Annotated in this window: 21 protein-coding genes; 2 read left to right on the forward strand and 19 right to left on the reverse strand. The window is 39.4% G+C overall.

The genetic code is table 11. From position 1 onward, the window contains the following. Nucleotides 1–6 precede the first annotated feature (6 nt). From IGI46_RS00465 to IGI46_RS00480, 4 genes are all read right to left on the reverse strand, one after another. Nucleotides 7–798, reverse strand: a complete 792-nt coding sequence (locus IGI46_RS00465) for a YveK family protein (RefSeq protein ID WP_429964403.1) — start codon at nt 796–798, stop codon at nt 7–9. A gap of 1 nt (nt 799) precedes the next feature. Then, nucleotides 800–1,648 carry a hypothetical protein gene (locus IGI46_RS00470; protein WP_429964404.1) on the reverse strand — a complete coding sequence of 283 codons (849 nt, stop codon included), beginning with the start codon at nt 1,646–1,648 and terminating at the stop codon, nt 800–802. 9 nt (nt 1,649–1,657) lie between these two features. After that, nucleotides 1,658–2,269, reverse strand: a complete 612-nt coding sequence (locus IGI46_RS00475; protein ID WP_429964405.1) for a class D sortase — start codon at nt 2,267–2,269, stop codon at nt 1,658–1,660. Nucleotides 2,270–2,345: 76 nt separating this feature from the next. Further along, nucleotides 2,346–2,954 (reverse strand): hypothetical protein, encoded by a 609-nt coding sequence (locus tag IGI46_RS00480; RefSeq protein WP_429964406.1) that lies wholly within the window; start codon nt 2,952–2,954, stop codon nt 2,346–2,348. Nucleotides 2,955–4,162: 1,208 nt separating this feature from the next. On the opposite strand from IGI46_RS00480, the gene IGI46_RS00485 reads away from it, so the two are divergent. Next, entirely contained in the window at nt 4,163–4,552 is a 390-nt protein-coding gene (locus IGI46_RS00485; RefSeq protein ID WP_429972630.1) for a hypothetical protein, read from the forward strand. Nucleotides 4,553–4,613: 61 nt separating this feature from the next. After that, on the forward strand, nt 4,614–5,189 hold the full coding sequence (locus IGI46_RS00490) for a DUF2922 family protein (RefSeq protein ID WP_429972631.1): 576 nt from the start codon (nt 4,614–4,616) through the stop codon (nt 5,187–5,189). Nucleotides 5,190–5,450: 261 nt separating this feature from the next. Here the strand turns inward: IGI46_RS00490 and IGI46_RS00495 are convergent, their stop codons facing one another. The 15 genes from IGI46_RS00495 to IGI46_RS00565 all read right to left on the reverse strand — a co-directional run bounded on the left by IGI46_RS00495 (nt 5,451) and on the right by IGI46_RS00565 (nt 21,999). Then, on the reverse strand, nt 5,451–6,620 hold the full coding sequence (locus IGI46_RS00495; protein WP_429972632.1) for a 3D domain-containing protein: 1,170 nt from the start codon (nt 6,618–6,620) through the stop codon (nt 5,451–5,453). 137 nt (nt 6,621–6,757) lie between these two features. Beyond that, on the reverse strand, nt 6,758–7,699 hold the full coding sequence (locus IGI46_RS00500; RefSeq protein WP_429972633.1) for an LCP family protein: 942 nt from the start codon (nt 7,697–7,699) through the stop codon (nt 6,758–6,760). A 43-nt stretch (nt 7,700–7,742) separates the two neighbouring features. Beyond that, nucleotides 7,743–8,855 carry a non-hydrolyzing UDP-N-acetylglucosamine 2-epimerase gene (gene wecB, locus IGI46_RS00505; protein ID WP_429972634.1) on the reverse strand — a complete coding sequence of 371 codons (1,113 nt, stop codon included), beginning with the start codon at nt 8,853–8,855 and terminating at the stop codon, nt 7,743–7,745. Between the two features lie 160 nt (nt 8,856–9,015). Next, nucleotides 9,016–9,501 carry a DUF4352 domain-containing protein gene (locus IGI46_RS00510; protein ID WP_207702878.1) on the reverse strand — a complete coding sequence of 162 codons (486 nt, stop codon included), beginning with the start codon at nt 9,499–9,501 and terminating at the stop codon, nt 9,016–9,018. Between the two features lie 16 nt (nt 9,502–9,517). Beyond that, nucleotides 9,518–12,406, reverse strand: a complete 2,889-nt coding sequence (locus IGI46_RS00515) for an immunoglobulin-like domain-containing protein (protein ID WP_429972635.1) — start codon at nt 12,404–12,406, stop codon at nt 9,518–9,520. 66 nt (nt 12,407–12,472) lie between these two features. Beyond that, the gene (locus tag IGI46_RS00520) at nt 12,473–13,156 is read right to left on the reverse strand and encodes a CpsD/CapB family tyrosine-protein kinase (protein ID WP_429972636.1); all 684 of its coding nucleotides are present in this window, start codon (nt 13,154–13,156) and stop codon (nt 12,473–12,475) included. Between the two features lie 19 nt (nt 13,157–13,175). Further along, nucleotides 13,176–13,949, reverse strand: coding sequence for a YveK family protein (locus IGI46_RS00525; RefSeq protein ID WP_429972637.1), 774 nt, complete (start codon nt 13,947–13,949; stop codon nt 13,176–13,178). A gap of 35 nt (nt 13,950–13,984) precedes the next feature. Further along, a complete protein-coding gene (locus tag IGI46_RS00530; protein WP_429972638.1) occupies nt 13,985–14,668 on the reverse strand; it encodes a sugar transferase in 684 nt (227 codons plus the stop codon). Between the two features lie 269 nt (nt 14,669–14,937). Beyond that, complete coding sequence (locus IGI46_RS00535) at nt 14,938–15,645, reverse strand: winged helix-turn-helix domain-containing protein (RefSeq protein ID WP_429972639.1); 708 nt, start codon at nt 15,643–15,645, stop codon at nt 14,938–14,940. Nucleotides 15,646–15,687: 42 nt separating this feature from the next. After that, complete coding sequence (locus tag IGI46_RS00540; protein ID WP_429972640.1) at nt 15,688–16,911, reverse strand: glycosyltransferase family 4 protein; 1,224 nt, start codon at nt 16,909–16,911, stop codon at nt 15,688–15,690. Beyond that, the gene (locus tag IGI46_RS00545; RefSeq protein ID WP_429964419.1) at nt 16,908–17,633 is read right to left on the reverse strand and encodes a WecB/TagA/CpsF family glycosyltransferase; all 726 of its coding nucleotides are present in this window, start codon (nt 17,631–17,633) and stop codon (nt 16,908–16,910) included. Before IGI46_RS00545 ends, IGI46_RS00540 begins: the two co-directional genes overlap by 4 nt. Nucleotides 17,634–17,637: 4 nt before the next feature. Next, nucleotides 17,638–19,044 (reverse strand): lipopolysaccharide biosynthesis protein, encoded by a 1,407-nt coding sequence (locus tag IGI46_RS00550; protein WP_429972641.1) that lies wholly within the window; start codon nt 19,042–19,044, stop codon nt 17,638–17,640. Continuing rightward, nucleotides 19,041–20,249, reverse strand: coding sequence for a polysaccharide pyruvyl transferase family protein (locus IGI46_RS00555; RefSeq protein WP_429972642.1), 1,209 nt, complete (start codon nt 20,247–20,249; stop codon nt 19,041–19,043). Before IGI46_RS00555 ends, IGI46_RS00550 begins: the two co-directional genes overlap by 4 nt. Nucleotides 20,250–20,265: 16 nt before the next feature. After that, entirely contained in the window at nt 20,266–20,898 is a 633-nt protein-coding gene (locus IGI46_RS00560; protein WP_429972643.1) for a YveK family protein, read from the reverse strand. Between the two features lie 66 nt (nt 20,899–20,964). After that, nucleotides 20,965–21,999 (reverse strand): glycosyltransferase family 4 protein, encoded by a 1,035-nt coding sequence (locus IGI46_RS00565; protein WP_429972644.1) that lies wholly within the window; start codon nt 21,997–21,999, stop codon nt 20,965–20,967. Between the last annotated feature and the right edge of the window lies 1 nt (nt 22,000).

Below are 22,000 nucleotides of genomic sequence, written 5' to 3' on the forward strand. Positions count from 1 at the left end.
TTCCTCCTACACACGTTTCCTAGATTGACGGCTGCCAGCAGCAGTGGCTGCTTTAGTCGGCGTTTTGTGAGTCGTTTTTGGACTTTGTGCATTCCGACTATAACTTAATTCTTTTTTGTTCATTTCAGTTACTTGTCCTAGAATAGGTAAATCTAAAGTTTCTATCACAAAACGTTCATCCTTAACTGTCTTATCTACTAGTTCTAACAAGAAAGCAATACCTACACCCAACATAATTCCTAAAGCTGCACCAATTGCTAAGTTCAGCTTATTGTTCGGCGAAACGGGCTTTGTAGGTGTTTGAGCGTTTGAAGTAATGGTCACCTTATTAACAGCTAATACTTCTTGTGCTTTTTCTTGAAAAATTTGTGATACTTTGTTTGCGATAACGGCTGCTTCTTGTGGATGCTCAGCAGTCGCAATCACCTGAAACATTTGAGAATTTTGTGATTGTTCAACTTCCACCATCGCTCTCAAGTTTTCACTCGTCAAATTGTAATTGTTTTCTGCCTGCAATTGATCACGAGCAGTATCGATAACTAAATCCCCGGTAATCATATCTTTATATGTATTAATCAGCAGAACATTACCATTGATATCATTTTGTAGATTAGTATTTGGATTTTCAGCTGCACTCGACTGGACAATCATTTGTGTTGAGGCACTGTATTTAGGGGTAATGATGAAAAAGGTAACAGCACCCGCGATTAAGATACTTGCTAGTGTAGTAACAAGTATCATGCCGATGCGTTTCTTTAAGATGTCAAAGATTTCCCCTAAGCTAATTGTTTCTTCCATTTTATTCTCCCTTTACCCGACTAACATTTTTGCGACGTAAAACTTCACTAATCAGCACTAAGATCACTGCTAAGACTAAACTAATAATTCCTGCCTTAACAAAGGTTAAATCAAAAGCCTTTAAGTAATTAGTGATGAAGTGATACATTCCTTCAGATGTGATCCCTAAACGGTCAATCACTCCGCTGAAATAAATGTATAATGGTAAAGCTGTTAACATTAGACCCGCACCACCAATAACAGCTCCGGCAAAACGGAGACGACGATGCAGCCATTTAGTGGTAATCATTAAGCCAATAAAGACAAGTAAAAAGGCCACCCCAACAATGATCATTAACAGCGTCAATGTTTGATTGTAGGCCATCACTTTTTGTCCATATTCTAATAGGTAAGGAATTGCGATGTAGGATTCGAATGCTCCAGCAGCGGTATCGTTCAACTGATCAATATTCGCTTGAGTTGCTTCGTCAATATCGATTCCTTTTTCCGCTGCATAACGATCAACGGCTGTTTGAATGTTCTTACTAAGTTTATCTTTACCAACTATATTAAAAGGAACACCTGTGTAGATACCGCGAATGTAGTTATCAACATTTTCTTCGACAACTTCTCTTGGCACCACCTCAGCTAACTCTTCCGGCGGAATATTACTTCCTCGCCCAAAGTCTTGAATGCGCTGGGTAACGTCTTTTTGTACTCTTGTTACATAATCTGCTTGATGAATCTGATCAACCATGAATTCTTGATTGAACAAGGTGGACTTAACACAGGTCAGGGCCAGCAACGAGAATAGTAACAGAGAACTGATGAAGGCTAACAGCCAACGGGCAAATTTTTTCGATGTGCTCATGCTTCTCTCCTATTCATTCTCATTAATCATTGGTCCTGATGTGTAATCAGCAGTGACAAATAACCGCTCATCAGTCATCCCTAAGCTATCAATTGGATAGCAGGTATATAAAAGTGCAATCCGTTTATCTCGTTGATAGATCAAATCGTTGATTGCTTTATCGTCTTTATTTGCGACTTCTTTATTGGAAACAGTAAATATATAATTGCCATAGGTTGTCTGAATTTGGATCTCATCACCGATATTGATCATCGCTAATTTCCCAAAACCATCAACATTGTGTCCGCCAATTAAGCTTGTTCCCTGTTCACCAGGGTAAACTGAGCCCATAAATTGTCCAGCACCTAAACGTAACATTTCATCAGTATCTCCAAAATACAACGGAACATCCAATCCGATTGGTGAAACAAGAATCTTTCCATACTGTTGTCCGCCAACTGGATAAGTTAGTTCGCTAGATGGAAGCTCGTTGTTTTCATTAACCTTCTCTTGAACTTCTTCTTCCTTTATAGCAGTGAAATCCTCCGCTGCTTGCGCATCAAATGTCGGTGCATCTGTTAGTAAGAATAATTCTATCGTTGATGTCACGAATTGAATGACAGGTTTTCCGATTACGTACATGAGAGAGTATCCGATTACTAAAAAAACAACTGGGGCAACAATTGCCGCCCCAAGTCTCTTTAGCCAAGAAGTTTTCTTAGGCAACACGCTTTTTAGCTACGACAAACGCACCTGCTGCGAGTACCAATAAACTTCCGAATGATGCAAAACTAACCGCGTAATTAGCACCAGTTTGTTTTACTGCGCCACCAGATGCAAAAACAGTATTTTTGCCTGGAGTTGCAGTTTTAACTGTTGCTGAACCGTTATTTCCAGTTTTTTCAGAAATAGTAACAGTTCCTGGTCCATAAGTTACAGATAGACCCAACACGTTTGCTGCTGAAGTAACAATGTTCTTCAACTCATTGATCACGTTACTTGGGAATGCTTTGATCAATTCAGGTAATGAATTGATGTTTGAAACATCCACTTTTTGAGCAGCTGCAATCGCGCGTGCTTGTTGGATGTATCCAACAACCGCATCAACCTGTGCAGTAGAGACATCGTGTTGTTTCAAGTAGTTTTCTGCTTGTGCACGATCTGAACTTGCAAAAGCAAAATTCTTGCCACTTACAGTAACGCCTTTGTCCATCTCTGTTAAAATACGTTGCTCGTCTGCTGTGATCGCGCCATCCGCGTGTGCAGAAGGAGCAGCTAATAAGAACACTGCCATTACTGCTAAAACAACACTAACAAGTTTTTTCATTCGACAGACCTCCTTTTTTAGTTTTATTTGGAAAAGAGTTAGACTCTGAATCCCGTGATTTAATGAGCAACCAACTAAAAATAACCGCATGACCAAAATGAACACAGGCCAAACTACGCCATTTTAATTAATCACTGTTCACATTATACTTTCATCTACACAAAAATACAACAACACTATTATAACTTTCAGATTAAAAAACATCGCAAAAAGCTATCCTGTTCGGGTTAATTCAGTTGTATTTATTATTTTATATATTATTTATATAATTCTGTTTCCGAAACATTATTAGGTTCATTCTAATAAGAAAAAATATTTCTTTTTCGCTTGGCCAATCTTGGAAATAACAACAATTTCAAGTAGATAACTTTTTTTGTTTTTCTGAAAGAATCGGTGCTTTTTCATAAAAAAACAAAAAGCTGGAAAATAGTTCTCATTGATCTACTGTTTTGTAATATCTGTCATCTAATCTAGCTCTCATATTTATCTTACATTTGTACCGCTAACTGCTTATCTATACTCAAAATGAAGAAAAATGGTTCATTTTGAATGCTAAACTATTTAGAAACTAAATAAGCGGTATACTTTTCTGAGAATGTTTATGCTAGTTGATATATTTTTGCCAAGTAAACAATCACATCAGCTCCCGTAATAAAGATTCTTTGTTATCTAATTTCTGATCTGGAAGCCAAAATCAAACTCTCCCAAGCCTCTTTTACTAGCCATTCACTAACAAAAACAGCTTGCTATCAAGCAATCAAAGAGCTTTATTCACAAAGTACTCAGGTCATTTTGGGACATGGGAAAATTTTTCTATATGTCCCAAAACGGTGGTTTTTTTAGCTTGAATAGGGATAAAAATTAGTAAAACCCTATCAAATTAGGATTCTTCAAAAATATGTCTGTCAATTTGGGACATGCCCAACCACTTTCGTCGTTTTTCAAATCCGTGTTATTCAAGTATGGTTAAGTCACCAGCTGGTAAACAACTCCAAACAGAAAAAGAATGGACGCTCTTAAAATTAGTTACAAACTACAAACAGGATACGAGCATTAAGAATAGCGGCTTCTTAGACAACTTCGTATGAAAAATTGTCGAACTACCCATAAATTTTTTACATGATAATTGAATCTTGAAGAGTTGCAGCAGCTCTTCTTTCACTTACACGACTTATCTATTACTTAAATGAAGAAATGAGGAATCCATTATGTCAGAACAACCCTTCACGCACCAACAACTGTTTACTCTCAAACTTGAAACGATCGAGCAAAGGCTCCTAGAATACTATCAGGAGACTCAAAATAGCACTATGACTATTAAGCTATTGCTTGCTTTACGTGTACGCTACCAACTTGGAGCGAAGGAATTCGCTCTGGTATTGCAAGACTTAGTTCGTTACTTATTTATGAATACAAAAGCGACGAAAACCATGAAACGCTTCTTTTGGTATTTTGCAGATTATTTTGAAACTAGTGAATTACGATTATTGGGTTTAAAGTTGAAACCTGTTCGCAATTTTATTGAAGGTGCCAAGTCTTTTATCAAGTTGCAGATAGCTAAAATTTTTCCAATTGAGTCCGAAACTGAAATTACCTGAGAATAACTAAAACGATTGTCCGTCTCACTTACGCAAATAAAAGCCGAAAGGAGTTACAAAAATGATCAAACTAGTATCTACCTTCCTAAACAGCGAAGGTAAGCAACACAATTTTACTTTTAAAGATCCTGACACTACGAAAAGTCCAGAAGAAATCAAAGAATCATTGGAATTACTAAGCAGCCTAGAGCTATTTGAAAAAGATGGTGTCGGCCTATTCCAAGAAGTCGTGAAGGCAAAATATGTAGAAACTATCGAACGACCAATTTTTAAGGGGAATGAATTGTTCGGTGAGCCCGCACCGATTGAAGAAAAATCTGAAGGAGGAACAACCTTACCAGAAAAGATTGGTATCGCTAGTCTTGAAGAACTGAAAGCCAAAAGCTCTTGGCGCGAGTTACCACAAGTCCCAAAGGTGTCCTTATCTTCCTTCATTAAAGAGGAAGTTCCTATAAATGCACCAAATGAAACAATTAACCACCATAATCTATCTGTTGAAATAGCTACAAAAAACGAGGAAGAAAATCCTGATCCATCAGAGAAACCCTACAACATAGTCAAAGAAATGTTCAGACGGAAGCTGCGTAGAAAGGCCAAAGAGCAACGACGGGATATTCCACCGGATTCCTCTAGTTAACGATCTTAGTGCTGGAATATAATTATTCTGGTTATGTATAGCTGTACATGACGTCCTTGTTTCCTTGAAAACTAAATAATTGTTTCGCTAAACTATCAATGCTGCTTTTAACTCTTAGATTTTTAAAACATTCTTGTCTATTTCACAACTTTTTTTATTTATCCAGTCACATTCTCTATCTTTCAGAGGTCCACTGTAGATCTTACTTTTAAGGAACAAAAAAAAGACTGAAAAGAATACACTCTTCAGTCTTCGATCATTTTAGCTAATAATGGTTAAGGTTACAGACCGACGTCCCCATTGAATACATTGTTCAACAGTTGGGAAGTGGACATCTACAATATTTCCTTTGATTGCTCCGCCAGTATCACCGGCAATCGCAATTCCATAACCGGAAACTTCTACCATTGATCCTAGTGGAACTACGGAAGGATCCACTGCGACTACCTGCGGATTTTGACGAAGGTCAATTCCTAGTGCAGTGTAAAAGGTGTTTACTGACTCAGCACAAGAGTACGCTGTTGACTGCATCTGAATTGTACGTCCAGATGTTGTCGGTGTACTTGGTGCCGGTGCTGCTGGTTGTTCCGGAGCAGCCGGTTGTTGTACTGATTCTTGCGTTTGTGTTTCTGAAGTTGCGCTGGACGATGCACTTTGTTGTGCTTGTGAAGCAGCTGCTTGTTCTTGCTGCGCTTTTGATTCAGCAGCCTTTTGCACTTCAGCTTTCTCCGCCGCTTGTTTCGCTTCTTTTTCCGCTTTTTCTTTCTGAGCTTTTTCTGCGGTTAGACGCGCTTGCTCTACTTCTTTGGCTTGACTGATTTCTTCAAGGCTTGATTTTTTATCTGCCAACTCAGTCTTGAGGTTTTCCATTTTATTATCTAGCTGAGAAGACTCTGTCTTCAAGCTCTCTTCGTTAGCTACGAGCTTCGCTTGGGTAGTCTCTTGAGTTGTCTTCAATTCATCTAACTTAGCTTTCGCCTCATTTAAACTAGTCACTTTTTCTTTTTCGGCCTTTTGAATCACCGACATTGCGTAAGCCCGATTTAAAAAGTCATTGATGTCTTTTGCCTCAAGCAGAGCTGTAATGGTTCGATCGGTTGTGCTGTTAAGCTGCACTTCCTTCATTCGTTCTGCTATGACTTCTTTACGTTGTGCTATATTCTTTTCCGTTTCCGCAATCTCTGACTTAGTCTTTTCGATTGTTTGCTGATTGGCTTCAATCTCGCTGCGGATACCGTTTACCTCTTGATAAGTTTCGTTCACATCATTTAATGCGAGCTGTAGTTCTGCACTGATTTTGTCACTTTGGCGTGCGATAGTCGTTGTTTTTTCATCTAGCTTATCCATTGATTCGGCTTGAGCGAACACTGGTGTAAGCATATTTGAGCTTAACAAAACTGTCGCAAAAATACCAAACATTTTCCCCTTCACTGCATTTCCACCTTTCTGTCTTCCCTTTGGCTATTATACGCAAAAAAAAGGACAACGATGTTGCATGAAGGTTACAGTTTATTACAAAATGTATCATATTTGACAAAACATCGGTTGTTTCTTTTTCTCTTGCTCCGTTATTTGGCTAGCTGTTTCTTCAGTAGCCCTTGGATTCTCGCTAATTCGTCTGGTAAAATCCGCTGGTAAGAAATGTCATCCTGCATGAATCCTTCTCCTTTAGCCTGTTCAGATTCTACTTTACTAAAGGCCCCACGATAGTTTCTGATTAGTGATTCCGCATCTTTAAAACGAATGTCTGTCTTAATATTGTCACCTAAACTCGCAAGTATTTCTTGATAACCGCTTAACCCTCTAATACTGACCGTCCGCTTCATGATTCCTTCGATGACCTGTCGTTGTCTTGCTTGTCGGCCATAATCTCCTTCTGGATCATCATAGCGCATGCGAACGTATTTTAATGCGTTGCTTCCATTTAAATGCTGCAAGCCGATTGGAAACTCGGTTTCTTCATACGTGAAAGCAAAGGGATTGGATACTTCGATACCTCCTACTGCATCAACAAGAGACTCGATTCCTTCCATATTAATCGTTACATAATAATTGATCGGTATGTCCAGTAATTTTTCAACGGTAGCAATGGTCATAGCTGTTCCGCCAAAGGCATAGGCGTGATTAATTTTATCAAATGAACCTTGCCCAACAATTTCAGCATACGTATCTCGAGGTAAACTGACTAACGTTGTTTGTTCTGTTGTTGGGTTAACTGTTGCCACCATAATCGTATCCGAACGTCCCTGTTCAGTTCGACCTAATGCACCGGTATCTACACCAAGCAGTAAAACACTGAAGGGCTCCTTGTGTTTCAAATCAATTGGTTTTGCTTTCTGCGTTCTCGCAACAGATTCGTAAGCAGCGTCTGTTGTTCCTTTTACGTCATATAGTACCTTGCCACCGACTGCAATGATTAATAATAAAATCATCAATAAACTGCTAACTAATATCCGTACTATTTTTTTAAGTTTTTTCGTTCGCCGAAAAGCTCTTTGCTTTTTTCCCATTTGTCCACTCCATTTTTATTCTCTTGCAGTCGTCTATTGGCAACTATGTAAAACTAGTTTCTTGATGCGTAGCTAAAACATCAACGATCCGTTGGCTGGCATGCCCATCACCATAGGGATTCACAGCATTCGCCATCTTGGAATAGGCCGCTTCATCCGTTAGAAGTCTGAGCGTTTCTTGGTAAACCGTTTCCTCGTCAGTCCCAACTAACTTCAAGGTTCCAGCCTTCACTCCCTCTGGTCGTTCAGTGGTATCACGTAAAACGAGTACAGGAACACCTAAAGCAGGGGCTTCTTCTTGAACACCACCAGAATCGGTCAAAATGATATCACAGCGCTGGGCAAAGTTATGGAAATCAAAGATATCTAACGGTTCAATTAAGTTGATATTAGGGAAATTTCCTAATTCCTTTCGTGCCAGCTCTCGAACTAAGGGGTTTTTATGCATAGGAAAAATGATTTCAATTGCTGGTTTTTCGGCTGCGATTCGAGCGAGCGCTTGAAAGACCTCTCTCATAGGCTCTCCAAGATTTTCTCTGCGGTGCATGGTTACCAATAGTCGTTGCTTGCCATTATCAGGTAGATAGTTATGTGTATACTCGGGGCTGATGGTATAGCTCATCGCATCAATTGCCGTATTTCCTGTCACAAAAATTTTATCTACCGCTTGATTCTCCTTGATTAAATTTTCAGCACTCTCCTGGGTAGGGGCAAAGCAAAGGTCTGCCAAACTATCGACTAGTTGACGATTCATTTCTTCGGGAAAGGGTGAATATTTATTCCAGGTTCGCAAACCTGCCTCGACATGTCCAATGGTAATCTTTTGGTAAAATGCGGCTAGCGCTGCTGCCATAGTAGTTGTAGTATCGCCGTGCACCAGCACAATATCTGGTCTTTCCGTCTCTAGAACCGGAGTTAACCGACTAATAATTCGAGTGGTCACATCCGTTAAATTTTGCTTCTCCTTCATGATAGCCAAATCAATATCAGGTGTGATTTCAAAGAACGCCAGAACCTGATCCAGCATAGCTCGATGCTGTCCAGTAACTACTACCTGTGATTGAAAACGAGCATCTGCTTCCAATGCTTTTACTACTGGTGCCATTTTGATTGCTTCCGGTCGGGTTCCGAAAACAGACATTACTTTTATCGGCATTATGTATCTCCTTTTCATTTCTTATAGCAAAGAATCTTGGAAGAGCAGTTGGATACTTCTCTTCCAAGATTCTCAAATTGTTCGCAGAAGCTGCGAAAGATGGAGCTAAGCAATAAAAGATCGATGATTATTTGCGAAAGTAAGAGGATGAAAAAATCGATTATTGCAGGTCCCAAGTTTTCAAGGCTTTGTCTGCGGGTGCGTATTCCAATTTTGTTGGTTTTTCACCGGGTTCAATCAGATAATAAAGCTTGCCTTTTGCAGATTCGTCTGGCTTCAGCACACCGCCAAATGCCTCCATTTCTTCCGTCACAGGATAGGTTTTATCCTTTTTATCTGTAACTAATCGAAAATCGATGGCGCCAATTCCTTTATCCTCAGTTCCAATATTTTTGTTTTCTACTGTAAAGGTAATCAACTGCTTAGGCTTGTCTGCCTGATCAACTGACTCACTGCTGGATACTTCTGTAAGCTTCATCTCAATGCCATCAGCTGTAAAAGGTGTATTCAACCCATCTTTTACTGCAACCTCTGCTGCTGGCGCAGCTCCGTCTCCATCGCTGTTGGCTGTTTTTTTATCGTTTGCCGTACTGCATCCAGTCAGAAGAAAGCAAATTGCAAGAATGCTCAATACTAATTTTTTCATTCAAAATCTCCGTTCGCTAGTTTACTAAAATTGTTTTACGATCTAATTCCTTTCCGTCTGGAGCATAGGCAATCAAATACGCTGTATCGCCTTTCTTAATTGAACTCCCTACGTAATAGGTGAATGAACCGCTCTTGAAATTTCCGCCAATTGAAACTAATCCGCCATTTACGTATAGTCGTGCTTGTTGGACATCTCCTAAATAACTGCCGGTAAGTTCAGCAGAACCCACAGTATAGCTATTGGGAGAAATACTGCCAGTATACGAAGCATTCGCGAATGGTACTTTGACATTTTCCTGCAAGAGAACATCATTTGTTCCATAAGCATTTAAGGTAACAACATCACCCTTTTTAATTGAGTCTCCAACGTAATAAGTGAAACGACCGTTTTTGAAGCTTCCGCCCCAAGAAATAACATTTCCGTTAATACTTAAACGTGCTTTACGTACATCGCCTGTATACTTACCAGAAATTTCACCATTGCCTACTGTATAAGAATCTGGTGTAATTGTTCCTTTTAAAGAAGGCGCTGGTTTAATCGTTACTTTATTGTTTTGTGTTAGTAAAACATTGTTTTGGTCGTAGCCGTTGATTAACACGCTGTCTCCAGCTTTAATCTTATTAGCACCTACCCAGTAAGAGAAACGTCCATTAGTGAATGAACCGCCTAATGAAAGAACAGTGCCATTTACTATAACTTTAGCTTTTTTCACATCACCACTATATGATCCAGTAATGTATTCATCACCAACTGTGTAAGCTTCCGCTAACAATGCTCCTGAAGTTGTAGATTCTACTTGTACCACTTTGCTGTCTAATTCTTTGTTATCCGCTGAAAGAGCCACCAAACGTACTTTTGAATTTTTAGACAACGCATTTTTACCTACATAATAAGTAAAAGTACCGTTTTTAAAGCTTCCGCCTTGTGAGATGAGTTGATCATTGACATATAAACGAGCTTTTTTCACATCACCGGTATAAGTTCCTGTAATTTGTTCTGAACCCAATGGGAAAGGATTCGGTGAAATTGTACCTGTTGCGGCTGGAGCAGCAATAATAGTTACTTTGTTATTTTGGGTTAAGACATCACCATCTACGTCATAGCCGTTGATTAAGACACTGTCGCCCTTTTTGATTGCATTTTTACCAACCCAGTAGCTGAATTCACCATCTCTAAATGAACCGCCTAAAGCTAAGGCTTTTCCATTCACGATCACTTTGGCTTTCTTCACATCGCCAGTATAAGTACCGCGAATATATTCATCACCAACTGTATAATCGTACGCTGAAACAGTACCAGTATAGTTTGACAATACCTTAACTGGTTTCTCGTCTAATTTCTTTTTATTTTTATCATAGGCAACCAAAGTAACCTTTGAATTTTTCTTGATTAAACCAGTGTTTACTTCATAAGTAAATTTACCGTCTTTCAAGGTACCGCCGCTAGAAACAAGGTTATCGTCTACATAAAATTCAAGGTAAGAGACATCCCCTTCATACGTACCAGTAATTAAGCCTTGGCCAACTGTATAATCTTTAGGAGTAATACTGTTAATTGTACTCTTCACTTCTACTTCAATATCTTTAGTCGTAACACCTTTATGGCTATCTGTTACTGCATAAGTAATGTAATACTTTCCAGCAACATTGGTATTTACTGAGTTAGAACGAATGGTTATACTAGAAGTCAAATCGCCATCTTCTTCATCACTAGCCGTAACACCTTCTAATGGATTAAACGGTGCACCCTTTTCAATCACTTTATTTTCTGCATGGATAACCGGCAGCGAGTTAGCTGCGACGGTTACGTTGATTGTTTTAGTCGCGGTTAGACCGTCACTATCCGTGATTTTATAAGTGACAGGATACGTACCAGGAACATTTGACTGAACTTGATTATCAAGTAATACGACATCCTTAGTAAGATCACCGTCTTCTTTATCTACAGCAGAAACGCCCTTCATTGCAAAGGCTCCGCTAAAATTATCACCTAAAACAATTTTACGATCAGAGGCTGTTAAAACAGGTTTTTCTGTTCCATAAGCAGGATCCAATTTAGCATATTCTAAGAATCCACTCGATTCTTTCGCGCCACCGACAGTCCAGTCGATTACGTTATTGTCCTGAGCTAAGGCTGTGCTGAAGTGGTATTTACCGTCTAATGAGTTAGGTATACGAATTTCAGTATCTGAAACAAATCCACCTAGGTCGATATTTACTGTACAGTAAACAGTTGGAACAATCCCAATTATCGTTGAAACTTTTGGATTTTGAATAATTAACGAGCCACTGTCAGGGTCAACTTTAATATCAGTCGATTTGTAATTATAAGATTTTATTGGAATCCCCATATTCCAGGCCTTCATTTGACCAGAAAGATAGTTGATAAAACGTGGATCCTGCAATAAAGGTTTGAACTCATTTGGTAATTTGACTTGATAAAAAGTTTTGTCAGAAACACCTAAATTGGCTAATTGCTTAACAGTTAAGTCGACAGTTAAAATACCTTCTGTTTTTTTATTGTTAATCACTAATTCTTTGCCCGTTGAGGTCTTTAAGCCAATTTCTCCCCACGCAACTAAACCAATATCACGAGTTTGTCTACCAGGCGCTGCCTGCTCTTCTTGCTCTGGTGTATCAGCGGTCGGTACTTCAGCACTTTCTTCTGGTGCCGGTGCAACCTCTTCACTGGTATCTGTCGGCACCTCTAATGTAGGCGCTTCTGAAGTTGACTCGCTAGTAGCAGCAGTAGATTCTTCCGGAAGTTTTCCTTCTGGCAAAGGTGCTGCCTCCTCAGTTGTTGGTGCGGTATTCTCTTCTGCTAATGACACTACAGGCAATAGTCCGGCGTTTAGCAGCATCAAGCCGCTGGCCCCAATAGTTAATAATTTCTTTTTCTTCACTTCTTTTTCCCCTTTCTTCTTCCCTTTTATTTGAGATAAAACCTCGTCCTATTCATCAACCACCTCCTAATACTTATAGTATTTATAGTGCCCATCATTCATTGACTTAGCTCCGTTATATACAATCCCGATCAGGCGAGCATTTGAGCGTTCTAATAAATTTTTGCATTTGACTAAATTATTTCTTTTAGTACGATTTTCTCTTACTACTAGAACCACACCATCCACCTTCGAAGAAAACAGCTGAGCATCCGTTACTACCAGCAACGGCGGTGAATCAATAATGATTAAGTCGTATTGCTGCTCCAGCATAACGAAGAGTTGATTTAATCGATTCGAATTCAACAGCTCTGACGGATTCGGCGGTATCGGTCCCGCCGGAAGAAAATCTAAATTTTTAATTTGGGTCTTTTGAATAACCTCTTCTGGTAATTGTCGATAATTGCTTAGCAGTGTGCTAAAGCCCTGTGTTGGTGAAGACAATACATTAAAATACTTTCCAGCAGTGGCTCGTCGTAAATCCCCATCAATCAGCAAAACCTTTTTATTGGTTTCAGCCATTACAACTGATAAGTTAGCAGCCAAGGTCGTTTTTCCCTCTTCTTGTTCTGTCGAAGTAATCAGCAGCAGCTTCAATGGATTGCCAGAAGTTGCGGCAAATTGAATACTGGTACGGACATTGCGATACTGCTCCGTAATGGGAGAGAATCGGTTTTCAATCGAAATTAAACGTGTTTCGGTTTCTTTCATGTTGGTTTTTCTTCCTTATTTAGATTCTTTTTCTTTGACGCCGTGAAACAGTGATTGATTTATCAGAAAGATTTCTGCTCAATAGTTCTTTATCTTTAGAAGTCATTTTCATATCCGTATTGCTGGTAAAAGGAATAATCCCCAATGAATTGCAGCCAAAGATATCGTAAATAACCTGTTCAGACTTAATTGTTTGATCCAGACTGGCACGTAGCAGTACAAAAATAAAGCCGAGCATTCCACCCACAAACAAACTTAAAACCAAATTCAATTTGTGGTTTGGTGAAACCGGTGACTGACTAGCCGCTGCTTCAGTCGTAATCGATATTTCACCCGGAATTTGACTTTCAGCTAAAGCCTCTTGAAAAACTTCAGAGGTGGTATTCGCTAGATAGGCAGATAACCTTGGTCTGTCACTTATTGCTCGAATTGAGAAAAAAAGTGATTCTTGTTGCTGTTCCAGGGTAATCGCTGGTCTTAATTCTCCTAAAGACATGGAAGTATTTTCTTCGGCCTTTAATTTTGCTTGGACTCTCCCTAGCACTAAATCACTTAGCACCAATTCCTTGTAGGTCTTAACTAATTGCAAATTAGCTGTGATTTCACTCGATAAGTCTTCCTCATTTGCTTTAGTAGCAGCAATCATTTGCGTTTGAGAGCTATATTGCGGGGTAATCCAAAAAAAAGAAATGTAGCCGCCAATTAACAGGCCTGCGATACTACAAAATATAATTGTTGCTAATTTTTCTCTCACTATTCTGAATAGAAAAGAGAAATTCAACGATTCATCCATAATGATTTACAGCTCCCGATTATTTATGTACTTGCTCAATATGCGCCGTCATGTGTGAGGATTACCCACAATGTTTTAGCGATGATTTTCAAATCAAAAAACAAATCTCCTTTATTTATATAGGCTAGATCTAATCTGATCATTTCTTCAAAATGCAATTTGTTGCGCCCGCTGACTTGCCAAAGTCCGGTACAGCCTGGCTTGATTCGTAATCTTAATCGATGATAATTGGAGTACTTGTCTACTTCACACGGTAAAGCTGGTCTAGGCCCAACAAGTGACATGTCTCCTTTTAAAACATTAAATAGCTGAGGAAATTCATCAATACTAAATTTTCTCAAAAACCGGCCAGTACGGGTGATCCGCGGATCATATTTCATTTTGAACATATACCCTTGAATCTCATTTTTATCCAATAATTCATTCAGTCTTTCTTCCGCATCCACCGACATCGTACGAAATTTGTACAAAATAAAAGGCTGCCCCTTTGCTCCCACACGAGTCTGGCTGAAGAAAACCGGCCCTTTCGGATCTTCTAGTTTTATTAATACGGCAACCAGCACAAAGGGAATGAACAAAACAACCAACCCCAAAAGGCTCACCATAACATCCACTGTGCGTTTCGTTTTGCCAAAGAAATAAGCCGAATGATCAGAAACAGACTGCTGTACTAATTCAACTCGTTCTGCTGTGGAGTTCTTTTCATACATATTATTCATTCTTTCACTTCCAACAGATCGACAACCTGAGCCGATTTATTTTTTACTCCCCAAATAATGACTATTGTTTTTAAAATGATTCAAAGCAACAATCCTATAGTAGAACACTTTCGTTTTTTTGAACCATCAATTAATTACCCGTTTTTTACTATTTTTTATTAAAAATCGCTTTAAATCTGAATAAAAACAGAAATATCGTGCGGGTCCATTCATTTTTTGTTCAATTACGAACTTTTTATTTATAAGTCGTTGTCAAATGGACTATACGTTTATATCTTAATTAATTGATAGAATTCATCTGAAATCTGGTATCCCTTACCCCAAGCTGTTTCAATCGGCTCACATGGAATGCCAATCTTGCGTACCTTCGACTTAATGTTTCGCACACAAGTCGACAATGCCGAACGCTGCGAATTTGAAACCAGCTTCTCCTTCCAAATTTTCCCGCACAATTCTTCACGAGAAAGATAGGATCCTCGACATTCGTATAAAGACAGCAGCAAAGCACTTTCACGTTTAGAAAAACCAATATCGTAAAAATGATACTGCCCTTTATTAAATACACCCTTCCCATTAGAGAATAAAATCTCTACTTGGTTGTCACTTTCTCGTTGAGTTATAGTCTGGCAAAGCTCTCTCACTTCTTCTAATGAGGCGTCTTTTCTTATCCATTGATCAATGACATATTCCGTCTGCTCTTCCTCGAAGTCTTTAGTATAGTCACTTTCAAACTTTCGAACGATTGCCGTCGCATGTTTTCGAATGATTGGAACGACTGCCTTTATTTCCTGATAAGAGATAGTCTCACTCAAAATAACTAAGCTAAAATAGGAAAGAATCGCTTCTGTCTTTCCTGGCGTCATGTAACTATCCTTCACTAAACTGGTACTGCACAGCACCTCATTATTTAATTGCTGGAGCTTGTTTTGACATTCAGTTTCGGCCAATAAATTCTTGGTTAAAATTAAAATTTTCATTGAATAGTCCTCATTTCCTTTATAATTGAGATTTCTTTTGTACTAATCCGCGAGTAAGGCTTCGACACTTGCAACAAATTCCTGATAATAACGCTCCTTCGAGTGGCGATTCCGTTGCTTAATCGCTTGCTCCTGTAATTGATGTCTGAACTCAGGATGATGAATCAGCTGATCAAGACCCTTAGCAAAATTTCCGACAAAGTTTTTATCGTAATCAATTAGTAGAGCACTGTTCTGACTGATGTATTCAGGAATACCGCCAATTTTTGTCGCGATAACCGGAATCCCCATCGCTTGCGCTTCTACAGCAGATAGACAGCAAGTCTCATGAAAAATTGATGGAACTGCACAAATATCCGCAGCTTTCAAATAGTTGGGAATTTGTTCCTTGTCAACATACCCAGTAAAGACAACATCGATAGGAAGTCTCTCAGCTTGCATCTTGACCTTTTTGACATAGCTATCCTGCTGAGCCGAACTGTAGGTATTTCCTCCTATAATCAACACCTTGACATTGGTTTTATATTCAATTTGGCTCAACGCGTTCAATAAAAGGTGAACCCCCTTCGTTTCCGTGATCCTGCCGAAAAAAACAATTACACAATCTTTCTCCTCTATATTGAATTTCTCGCGCCAGCTTTTGCGCTCCTCCATTTCAGGCGGGCGGTAGCTAGCTAGATCAATGCCATTGTTTACTCGAAAGAATTGTGGTTCAGTTCCAGTAACAGGAATCGTTTTGGCTTGCTGATTTAAAAAGTCGCAAACTGAAATTATGCCATCCAACTGTTGGAATATGCTTTTCCCATGTGATGTCCGTTGATTCAAATAGTCATTATGCAAATAAACAGCTAATTTGCCGGGATAAAACTCTCTCAGGCTTAGAACTCGTTCTGGACAATTTAGATCAATTACACAATCCATTGGTTGTTCCTGCAAAACATCCTTGGCCTCGGCTATAAGAACCGGATAGGGGATTAACGTACGCTTTTTTCCATCAAACGCAGCAAGAACCTTATTCATGCACTTTTGAAAAAACCACCATATCGGATGTTCTTTCGTCTTTGCTGAAATAATTTGAGTAGCTTGATGTTTCTGATTGAAAGACTCAATCGCTGAATCCTCTCGAGAAATCACGAATAGTTCCACTAATTGGTGCCGCTCATTTTCTTCAATTAATGTTTCTATCAAAGTTTCAATTGCGCCGCCACGGACAGCTGGAACAGGCAATTTACCGTAAGTCAGCAGTAACACACGCTTTTTCTTCATTTCGCCTTCTCCCGTAGTGTTAAATAAACGAAGTACAAATTTTCAAAAATGTAGCGTTTGTATAGGCGCAGCGGTTCTTTCATAAACCGGTGAAGCCACTCTAATCCGCTGCGCTGCATCCATCTTGGCGCTCGTGAAATCTCTCCGGCTAAAACATCAAAGCTTCCGCCAACCCCCATGATCAAATTGGCTTTCAACTGATACTTGTATTTATTGACGAATTCTTCTTTATAAGGAGAAGTAATACCAACAAACAATAGTTGCGGCTGACAGGCCGCAATCTCCTCGACCACCTGTTCCGCGTCTTTGAAATAGCCATGATGCGCACCTGCAATTCGTAATTTTGGGTACTGCTTTTGCACTGCCGTCAATAGCTTTTCCAATGTACTTTCCTTTGTTCCTAAAAAATACACGCTAAACGCTTCTTCCTCTGCTCGTTTTAAGAGCGCCTGCATCGTATCAATTCCGGTCACTCGCTCAATTTTTGTCTTATTAATCCAGTGACAGGCTCTGACAACTGAATAACCGTCGGCACTCACCATATCCGCTTGCTGAATGATTTGTTTAATATGTGCATTTCGTTGACTTAACACGACTTTATTTGAATTAACTCCAACGTGCTCTATTACTTCATTTCGTCGAATCCGGGTGACAATCTCCTCAACCGTTTCTGTCAGAGTGCCATCGTCAATCGGTAAGCCAAACAGTTCTATTTTATTCATTGGATTATTCCTTTCTAACAGGCTGATGCACGATCCCTATCAACCCCATAAAAATTAGCAACAAGACTTGCAGCAGGACTGTTGCTCCCTTTGACACAGGGGACCAGTAAAGCAGTCCGATCTGAAGGAGCAGCAAGATCACCTGCCCATTCATTCGCTTGGTAGACAACTGACTTTTCGTTAGCTGACGAGTTTGACGCTTTCTAAGATAAAAAATTACAAAGAAACCTAACGCAGAAGCCAAGGAAGCTCCATTAATTCCGATAAACGGGATAAGCAACCAGCTGGCAATCAAACTAATTCCTGCTCCCACCAAAGAAGTAGTTAAAACGCCGCGTGTTTTTTTTACTACTATATAAGTAGTGCCGAAAAAGCCTGAGATACAGGAGAAAAAGTTACTAATCAACAGCAACGGTATATATGCTTTTGCATAATAAAAATCTTTCGACAGCAGAATAGAAGCTAACGGATCCAAGAACAACAGAATGCAGCTGGAAAATACAATCAGCAAGGTGCTGTAGTAATTAAAAACTCTTTGAGCAAAGACGGAAGCATTCTTTTTTCGATGGTTTTCCACCGCTGACAGCTGCCAAGCCTGCAAAAAAATAGAACCGACTACTGATAATAGGTTGGGAACTTTGCTGGCAGCTGCATACATTCCGTTACTGGCTACTCCTAAAAAGAAGGTCATTATGAAACGGCTGGAGGTCGTCAATACCCACCACATAGCAGAATTAGGAATTAAAGGCAGGCTATATTTAATCAGCTGTCTAGTTTGATCTCTATTCAAGCAATTCGCTTTCGTCGGCCAGGTATGCAACGAAGCATTTCCCATTAAAAAGATCAGTGATAGTCCATTAGCCAATGCTAAGGAACAAAAGTAGGCAGTCAACTTATCCTGCATTCGACGAAAAAGCAGAAATCCAAACAACAACGTTAATAGGGACAATAAGATACCATTTGCAGCATAAACCTTTAATTTCCCCATTCCTTTGATGTATTGCATAAGGATAAGCTGAAAGGATTGCAAAACCAGTAAACTAAAGCTGAACAGCCAGATTGCCGACGAAAGTCCACCAGATCCAATAAGAAAATAGCTGCCAAACAAGATGAATCCAATCATTCCAATTCCCCAGCTATTAATCTTTAAAGCAGTATGTAATAGTTTTTCCTTTTCCTGCTGCTGGTTGCTGTCTAAGGTAAAACGCAGCACCCCCTCTGATATACTGAGGCTGACAATTGGCAGAGCTAGATTTATGCTGTTAAGGAGCAGATCAGCCATTCCATACTCAGCGGTTGTTAAATAGTAGGTATAAAACCCTACTAAGAAAAACGTAATCAACTTGCTGCCAAAGCTGCCGATAGCCAGAATGAGCGAATCATTGACTAACTTTTTATATTGATTCATCATTCCTGGAAACGCTGTTCTAGCGTGTGCATAATCTGATGATTGATCGCAAATTTTCCCTGCATGGCTTCTTTACACTCTTTCATTTTCATCAGTTCCTGTGGATTATTTGTCAGCTTCGTTTGAACCTTCTCAATTAGCAAATCCAGATTCGGGGCCAGTTCTTCAATTGGCAGCACGTCATCCTCCAAATTGAGATTTCGAAACATTTCCTTCACCTTTTGCTGCCAAGATAAACCAATAATCGGTATATATTGAGACACTGCAACAATCATTGAGTGCATTCGCGTTCCAATCACTAAGTTCAACCCTTCGTACAACTTCAGCAAGGCTTCCTTGTCTTTGATTAAGACAGAAGTGACCTGCGAATAGTTTTCAAAACTGGCGTAAATCGCTTCGAGCGTTTCATAATCTTGAATTTCAGATGAAAACAAAATAATTTCACTGTTCATTTGAGCCAACCGCTGAATCAATTGCTTCATTTGGGTTAAGTAGCTTAGATACTCTTTGTGAGAACATCCGGTAATCCGATAATCAATCACACAAATACCTATTCGCTGATTCAGCCGCTTTTTAGCCTTTAATTGTTCAAAAGGCAAAGTAGCTGGCAGTAAAAAAACTGGGTCTACTGAACCATAAGCTGCAGAGTGCTGATCCTCTGGTAAATAATTCAGTGATCGTTGATCCCGAAACGTGACATACTCACATTTTTTTAGTGTTTCAACTGCTGCAGCTTCTTGCTTGTTTGTACAAAATGGCCCAATTCCAATGGAGCTGACAAAAATGGGGACCTGATGTTTTTTAGCTAGTGAAACCACCTGATCAAATCTTTGAGCAGACAAGGTAGCCGATGATAAATCAAAAATGGCATTGCCTCCGCCAATTACTAACAGATCCGCTTGAGTCAACGCTTGTTCAAAATTTGCGATGTTCTTCGGGTCATACATTCTATGTCTGCCGCGAAGCCATTTCCCCTTTGTCACAACGTTGCCTAAAAACGGAATACTTCGAAAATACTTGTAATAAATTTCATGAAGCTTTGAACGAGGAACAATTGCCTGTTTTATAACTACTTGCGATTCTTCAATCAATTTGTAACTATATTTTTTCGTTTCACAGTCAGTTAACAGCTGCTTATCCAAGGTTTCTGCAATTAGACGATCTCCAATATTTGAACTGTCAATAAAACTAACCAGTAGTGCCTTCATTGCCCTACCTCCTCTCTTATATTTCGTACCTGTTCACTACACCGAGTACGTCCACTTCAACTAAACTGGAAACAGCTTCTGGACTTCGCAAAAACTTTCGTTCACGTAAAGAGACCCAGATAAAACAGCTGGTCGTACTTAAAAATAGACTGAAAAGAACCGTGCACGTCAGAACCTTTGCTATGCTTGGCGAACGATAAAAATCGTTTGCTTCAGCCGTTAGTGGAAAAACTTCTCTTGGTAATTGGCTGTCTTTTACGACTTGCGGATAAATCTTACTTAAATCAGCGGCCAGCTTTTGACTGATTTTGGGATTATCTGTTGTAATGACAACCGTAAAGATTTGAGAATTGATACTACTGGTTACAGTCAATGCGTTTGTCAGGTCTGATTTTGATTGATTCGGAAATTTTTTCTGTAATTCCTCCATTACTTGGTCACTTTTCACCATTTCTTTGTAAGTTTCGACTAGCTTAATGTTGCTGGCGATGATTCGATTCTCCAATTCTTGTTCATTCTCGACATTTTTTGCAGTTTGGACTTCTGTCACTGGTAATAAAAATGAAACCTTTTTTGAATAATCAAATCCTTTTAGTAAGACTAGGCTGCTGAAAACAACTGCGATAGCTGCCAACGTTGCGATACTCAACCACTTTTTACGGAGCCACAAAAAAAGCAAAAAATCTTTAAATGAATACACCATGCCGTTCTCCTCTTATTTAGTTAAAGATTGATACACCCTATTCCAGCTCTGAAGATAGTTTGGAATAGAAAAATGCTCGTCGATCATCATTCTTGCCTGATTTGAAAAACGACAACGCATTTCAGGATCACTGAAGAACGCCAATAGATAGTGTTCCATCTCATCAATACTTCCAGGAGAAACTAGATACCCATTTATTTGATGCTTAACCACCTGGTTTATTCCTCCTACTTCGGTTGCCAGATTGGGGACACCATTTGCCATAGTTTCCAAAATTGCCATGGGGACTCCTTCATGATAAGAAGGCAGCAAATGCAAAGCACAATCCTTTAATAACTCTTCTTGTTGATCGGTCCAACCATGTAGTTCAACATTGCGACAATCTAAATCCTTGATTTGCTGAATAATCTTGACTGTTGTCTCATCAGTATCCCCATATAAACTGAAACGTAAATCCGGCAGTTTTTTCTCAATTCTCTTAGCAAGCGTCACGATATCTTGGCTTCCTTTTCGTTCACATATACGTCCGAAGGTTAATACATTCTTCGAGTGCACCTGATAGTGAAAGACTTCAGGTACATTTACTGCGTTCTCAATCACCTGCACCTTAGTAGTCGTAAGCTGCTGATAAAATTGGGCCCATTCTTCACTAAGAGCAACTACCAAATCTACACGATTAAAAATTTTTTCAATTCTGTTCTGACCTCTGGTACTCTTCCTTTGATAAAAAAGATCAAATTGAGGCGCGTGCATATGAAAAATCACCTTGGCATTTTTTTTAATCGCTGTCAGAAGTATGGCCTTTCGATAGAAACTGGCATCTTGAGAAACATGGATATGAACAATCTCAATTTGCTGTGTATGGGTAAGAAAAAACAGCTGACACCAGGCGCGCAAACTGTAAAGAAGTTTAGCACTCGCTTTCCAGGAGCATACATACGAAACCTGCCATTCCTCTTGCTTGAAGGAATGGATAAAATTGTGAATAACGGTTGAGATGCCCCCTTTTCCCTTACTGTCTGGTCCAACCATAATAATTTTTTTCATA

The sequence above is a fragment of the Enterococcus sp. AZ163 genome (assembly GCF_050498925.1).
Classification (GTDB): Bacteria; Bacillota; Bacilli; order Lactobacillales; family Enterococcaceae; genus Enterococcus_A; species Enterococcus_A ferrettii.

What these genes read in the sequence shown, in the direction of transcription:
- IGI46_RS00465 (WP_429964403.1), bottom strand. Translation starts at nt 798, where the DNA reads ATGGAAGAAACAATTAGCTTAGGGGAAATCTTTGACATCTTAAAGAAA.
- IGI46_RS00550 (WP_429972641.1), bottom strand. Translation starts at nt 19,044, where the DNA reads ATGATGAATCAATATAAAAAGTTAGTCAATGATTCGCTCATTCTGGCT.
- IGI46_RS00545 (WP_429964419.1), bottom strand. Translation starts at nt 17,633, where the DNA reads ATGAATAAAATAGAACTGTTTGGCTTACCGATTGACGATGGCACTCTG.
- IGI46_RS00475 (WP_429964405.1), bottom strand. Translation starts at nt 2,269, where the DNA reads ATGTACGTAATCGGAAAACCTGTCATTCAATTCGTGACATCAACGATA.
- IGI46_RS00530 (WP_429972638.1), bottom strand. Translation starts at nt 14,668, where the DNA reads ATGAATAATATGTATGAAAAGAACTCCACAGCAGAACGAGTTGAATTA.
- IGI46_RS00520 (WP_429972636.1), bottom strand. Translation starts at nt 13,156, where the DNA reads ATGAAAGAAACCGAAACACGTTTAATTTCGATTGAAAACCGATTCTCT.
- IGI46_RS00565 (WP_429972644.1), bottom strand. Translation starts at nt 21,999, where the DNA reads ATGAAAAAAATTATTATGGTTGGACCAGACAGTAAGGGAAAAGGGGGC.
- IGI46_RS00535 (WP_429972639.1), bottom strand. Translation starts at nt 15,645, where the DNA reads ATGAAAATTTTAATTTTAACCAAGAATTTATTGGCCGAAACTGAATGT.
- IGI46_RS00490 (WP_429972631.1), top strand. Translation starts at nt 4,614, where the DNA reads ATGATCAAACTAGTATCTACCTTCCTAAACAGCGAAGGTAAGCAACAC.
- wecB (WP_429972634.1), bottom strand. Translation starts at nt 8,855, where the DNA reads ATGCCGATAAAAGTAATGTCTGTTTTCGGAACCCGACCGGAAGCAATC.
- IGI46_RS00485 (WP_429972630.1), top strand. Translation starts at nt 4,163, where the DNA reads ATGTCAGAACAACCCTTCACGCACCAACAACTGTTTACTCTCAAACTT.
- IGI46_RS00510 (WP_207702878.1), bottom strand. Translation starts at nt 9,501, where the DNA reads ATGAAAAAATTAGTATTGAGCATTCTTGCAATTTGCTTTCTTCTGACT.
- IGI46_RS00555 (WP_429972642.1), bottom strand. Translation starts at nt 20,249, where the DNA reads ATGAAGGCACTACTGGTTAGTTTTATTGACAGTTCAAATATTGGAGAT.
- IGI46_RS00525 (WP_429972637.1), bottom strand. Translation starts at nt 13,949, where the DNA reads ATGGATGAATCGTTGAATTTCTCTTTTCTATTCAGAATAGTGAGAGAA.
- IGI46_RS00540 (WP_429972640.1), bottom strand. Translation starts at nt 16,911, where the DNA reads ATGAAGAAAAAGCGTGTGTTACTGCTGACTTACGGTAAATTGCCTGTT.
- IGI46_RS00480 (WP_429964406.1), bottom strand. Translation starts at nt 2,954, where the DNA reads ATGAAAAAACTTGTTAGTGTTGTTTTAGCAGTAATGGCAGTGTTCTTA.
- IGI46_RS00500 (WP_429972633.1), bottom strand. Translation starts at nt 7,699, where the DNA reads ATGGGAAAAAAGCAAAGAGCTTTTCGGCGAACGAAAAAACTTAAAAAA.
- IGI46_RS00470 (WP_429964404.1), bottom strand. Translation starts at nt 1,648, where the DNA reads ATGAGCACATCGAAAAAATTTGCCCGTTGGCTGTTAGCCTTCATCAGT.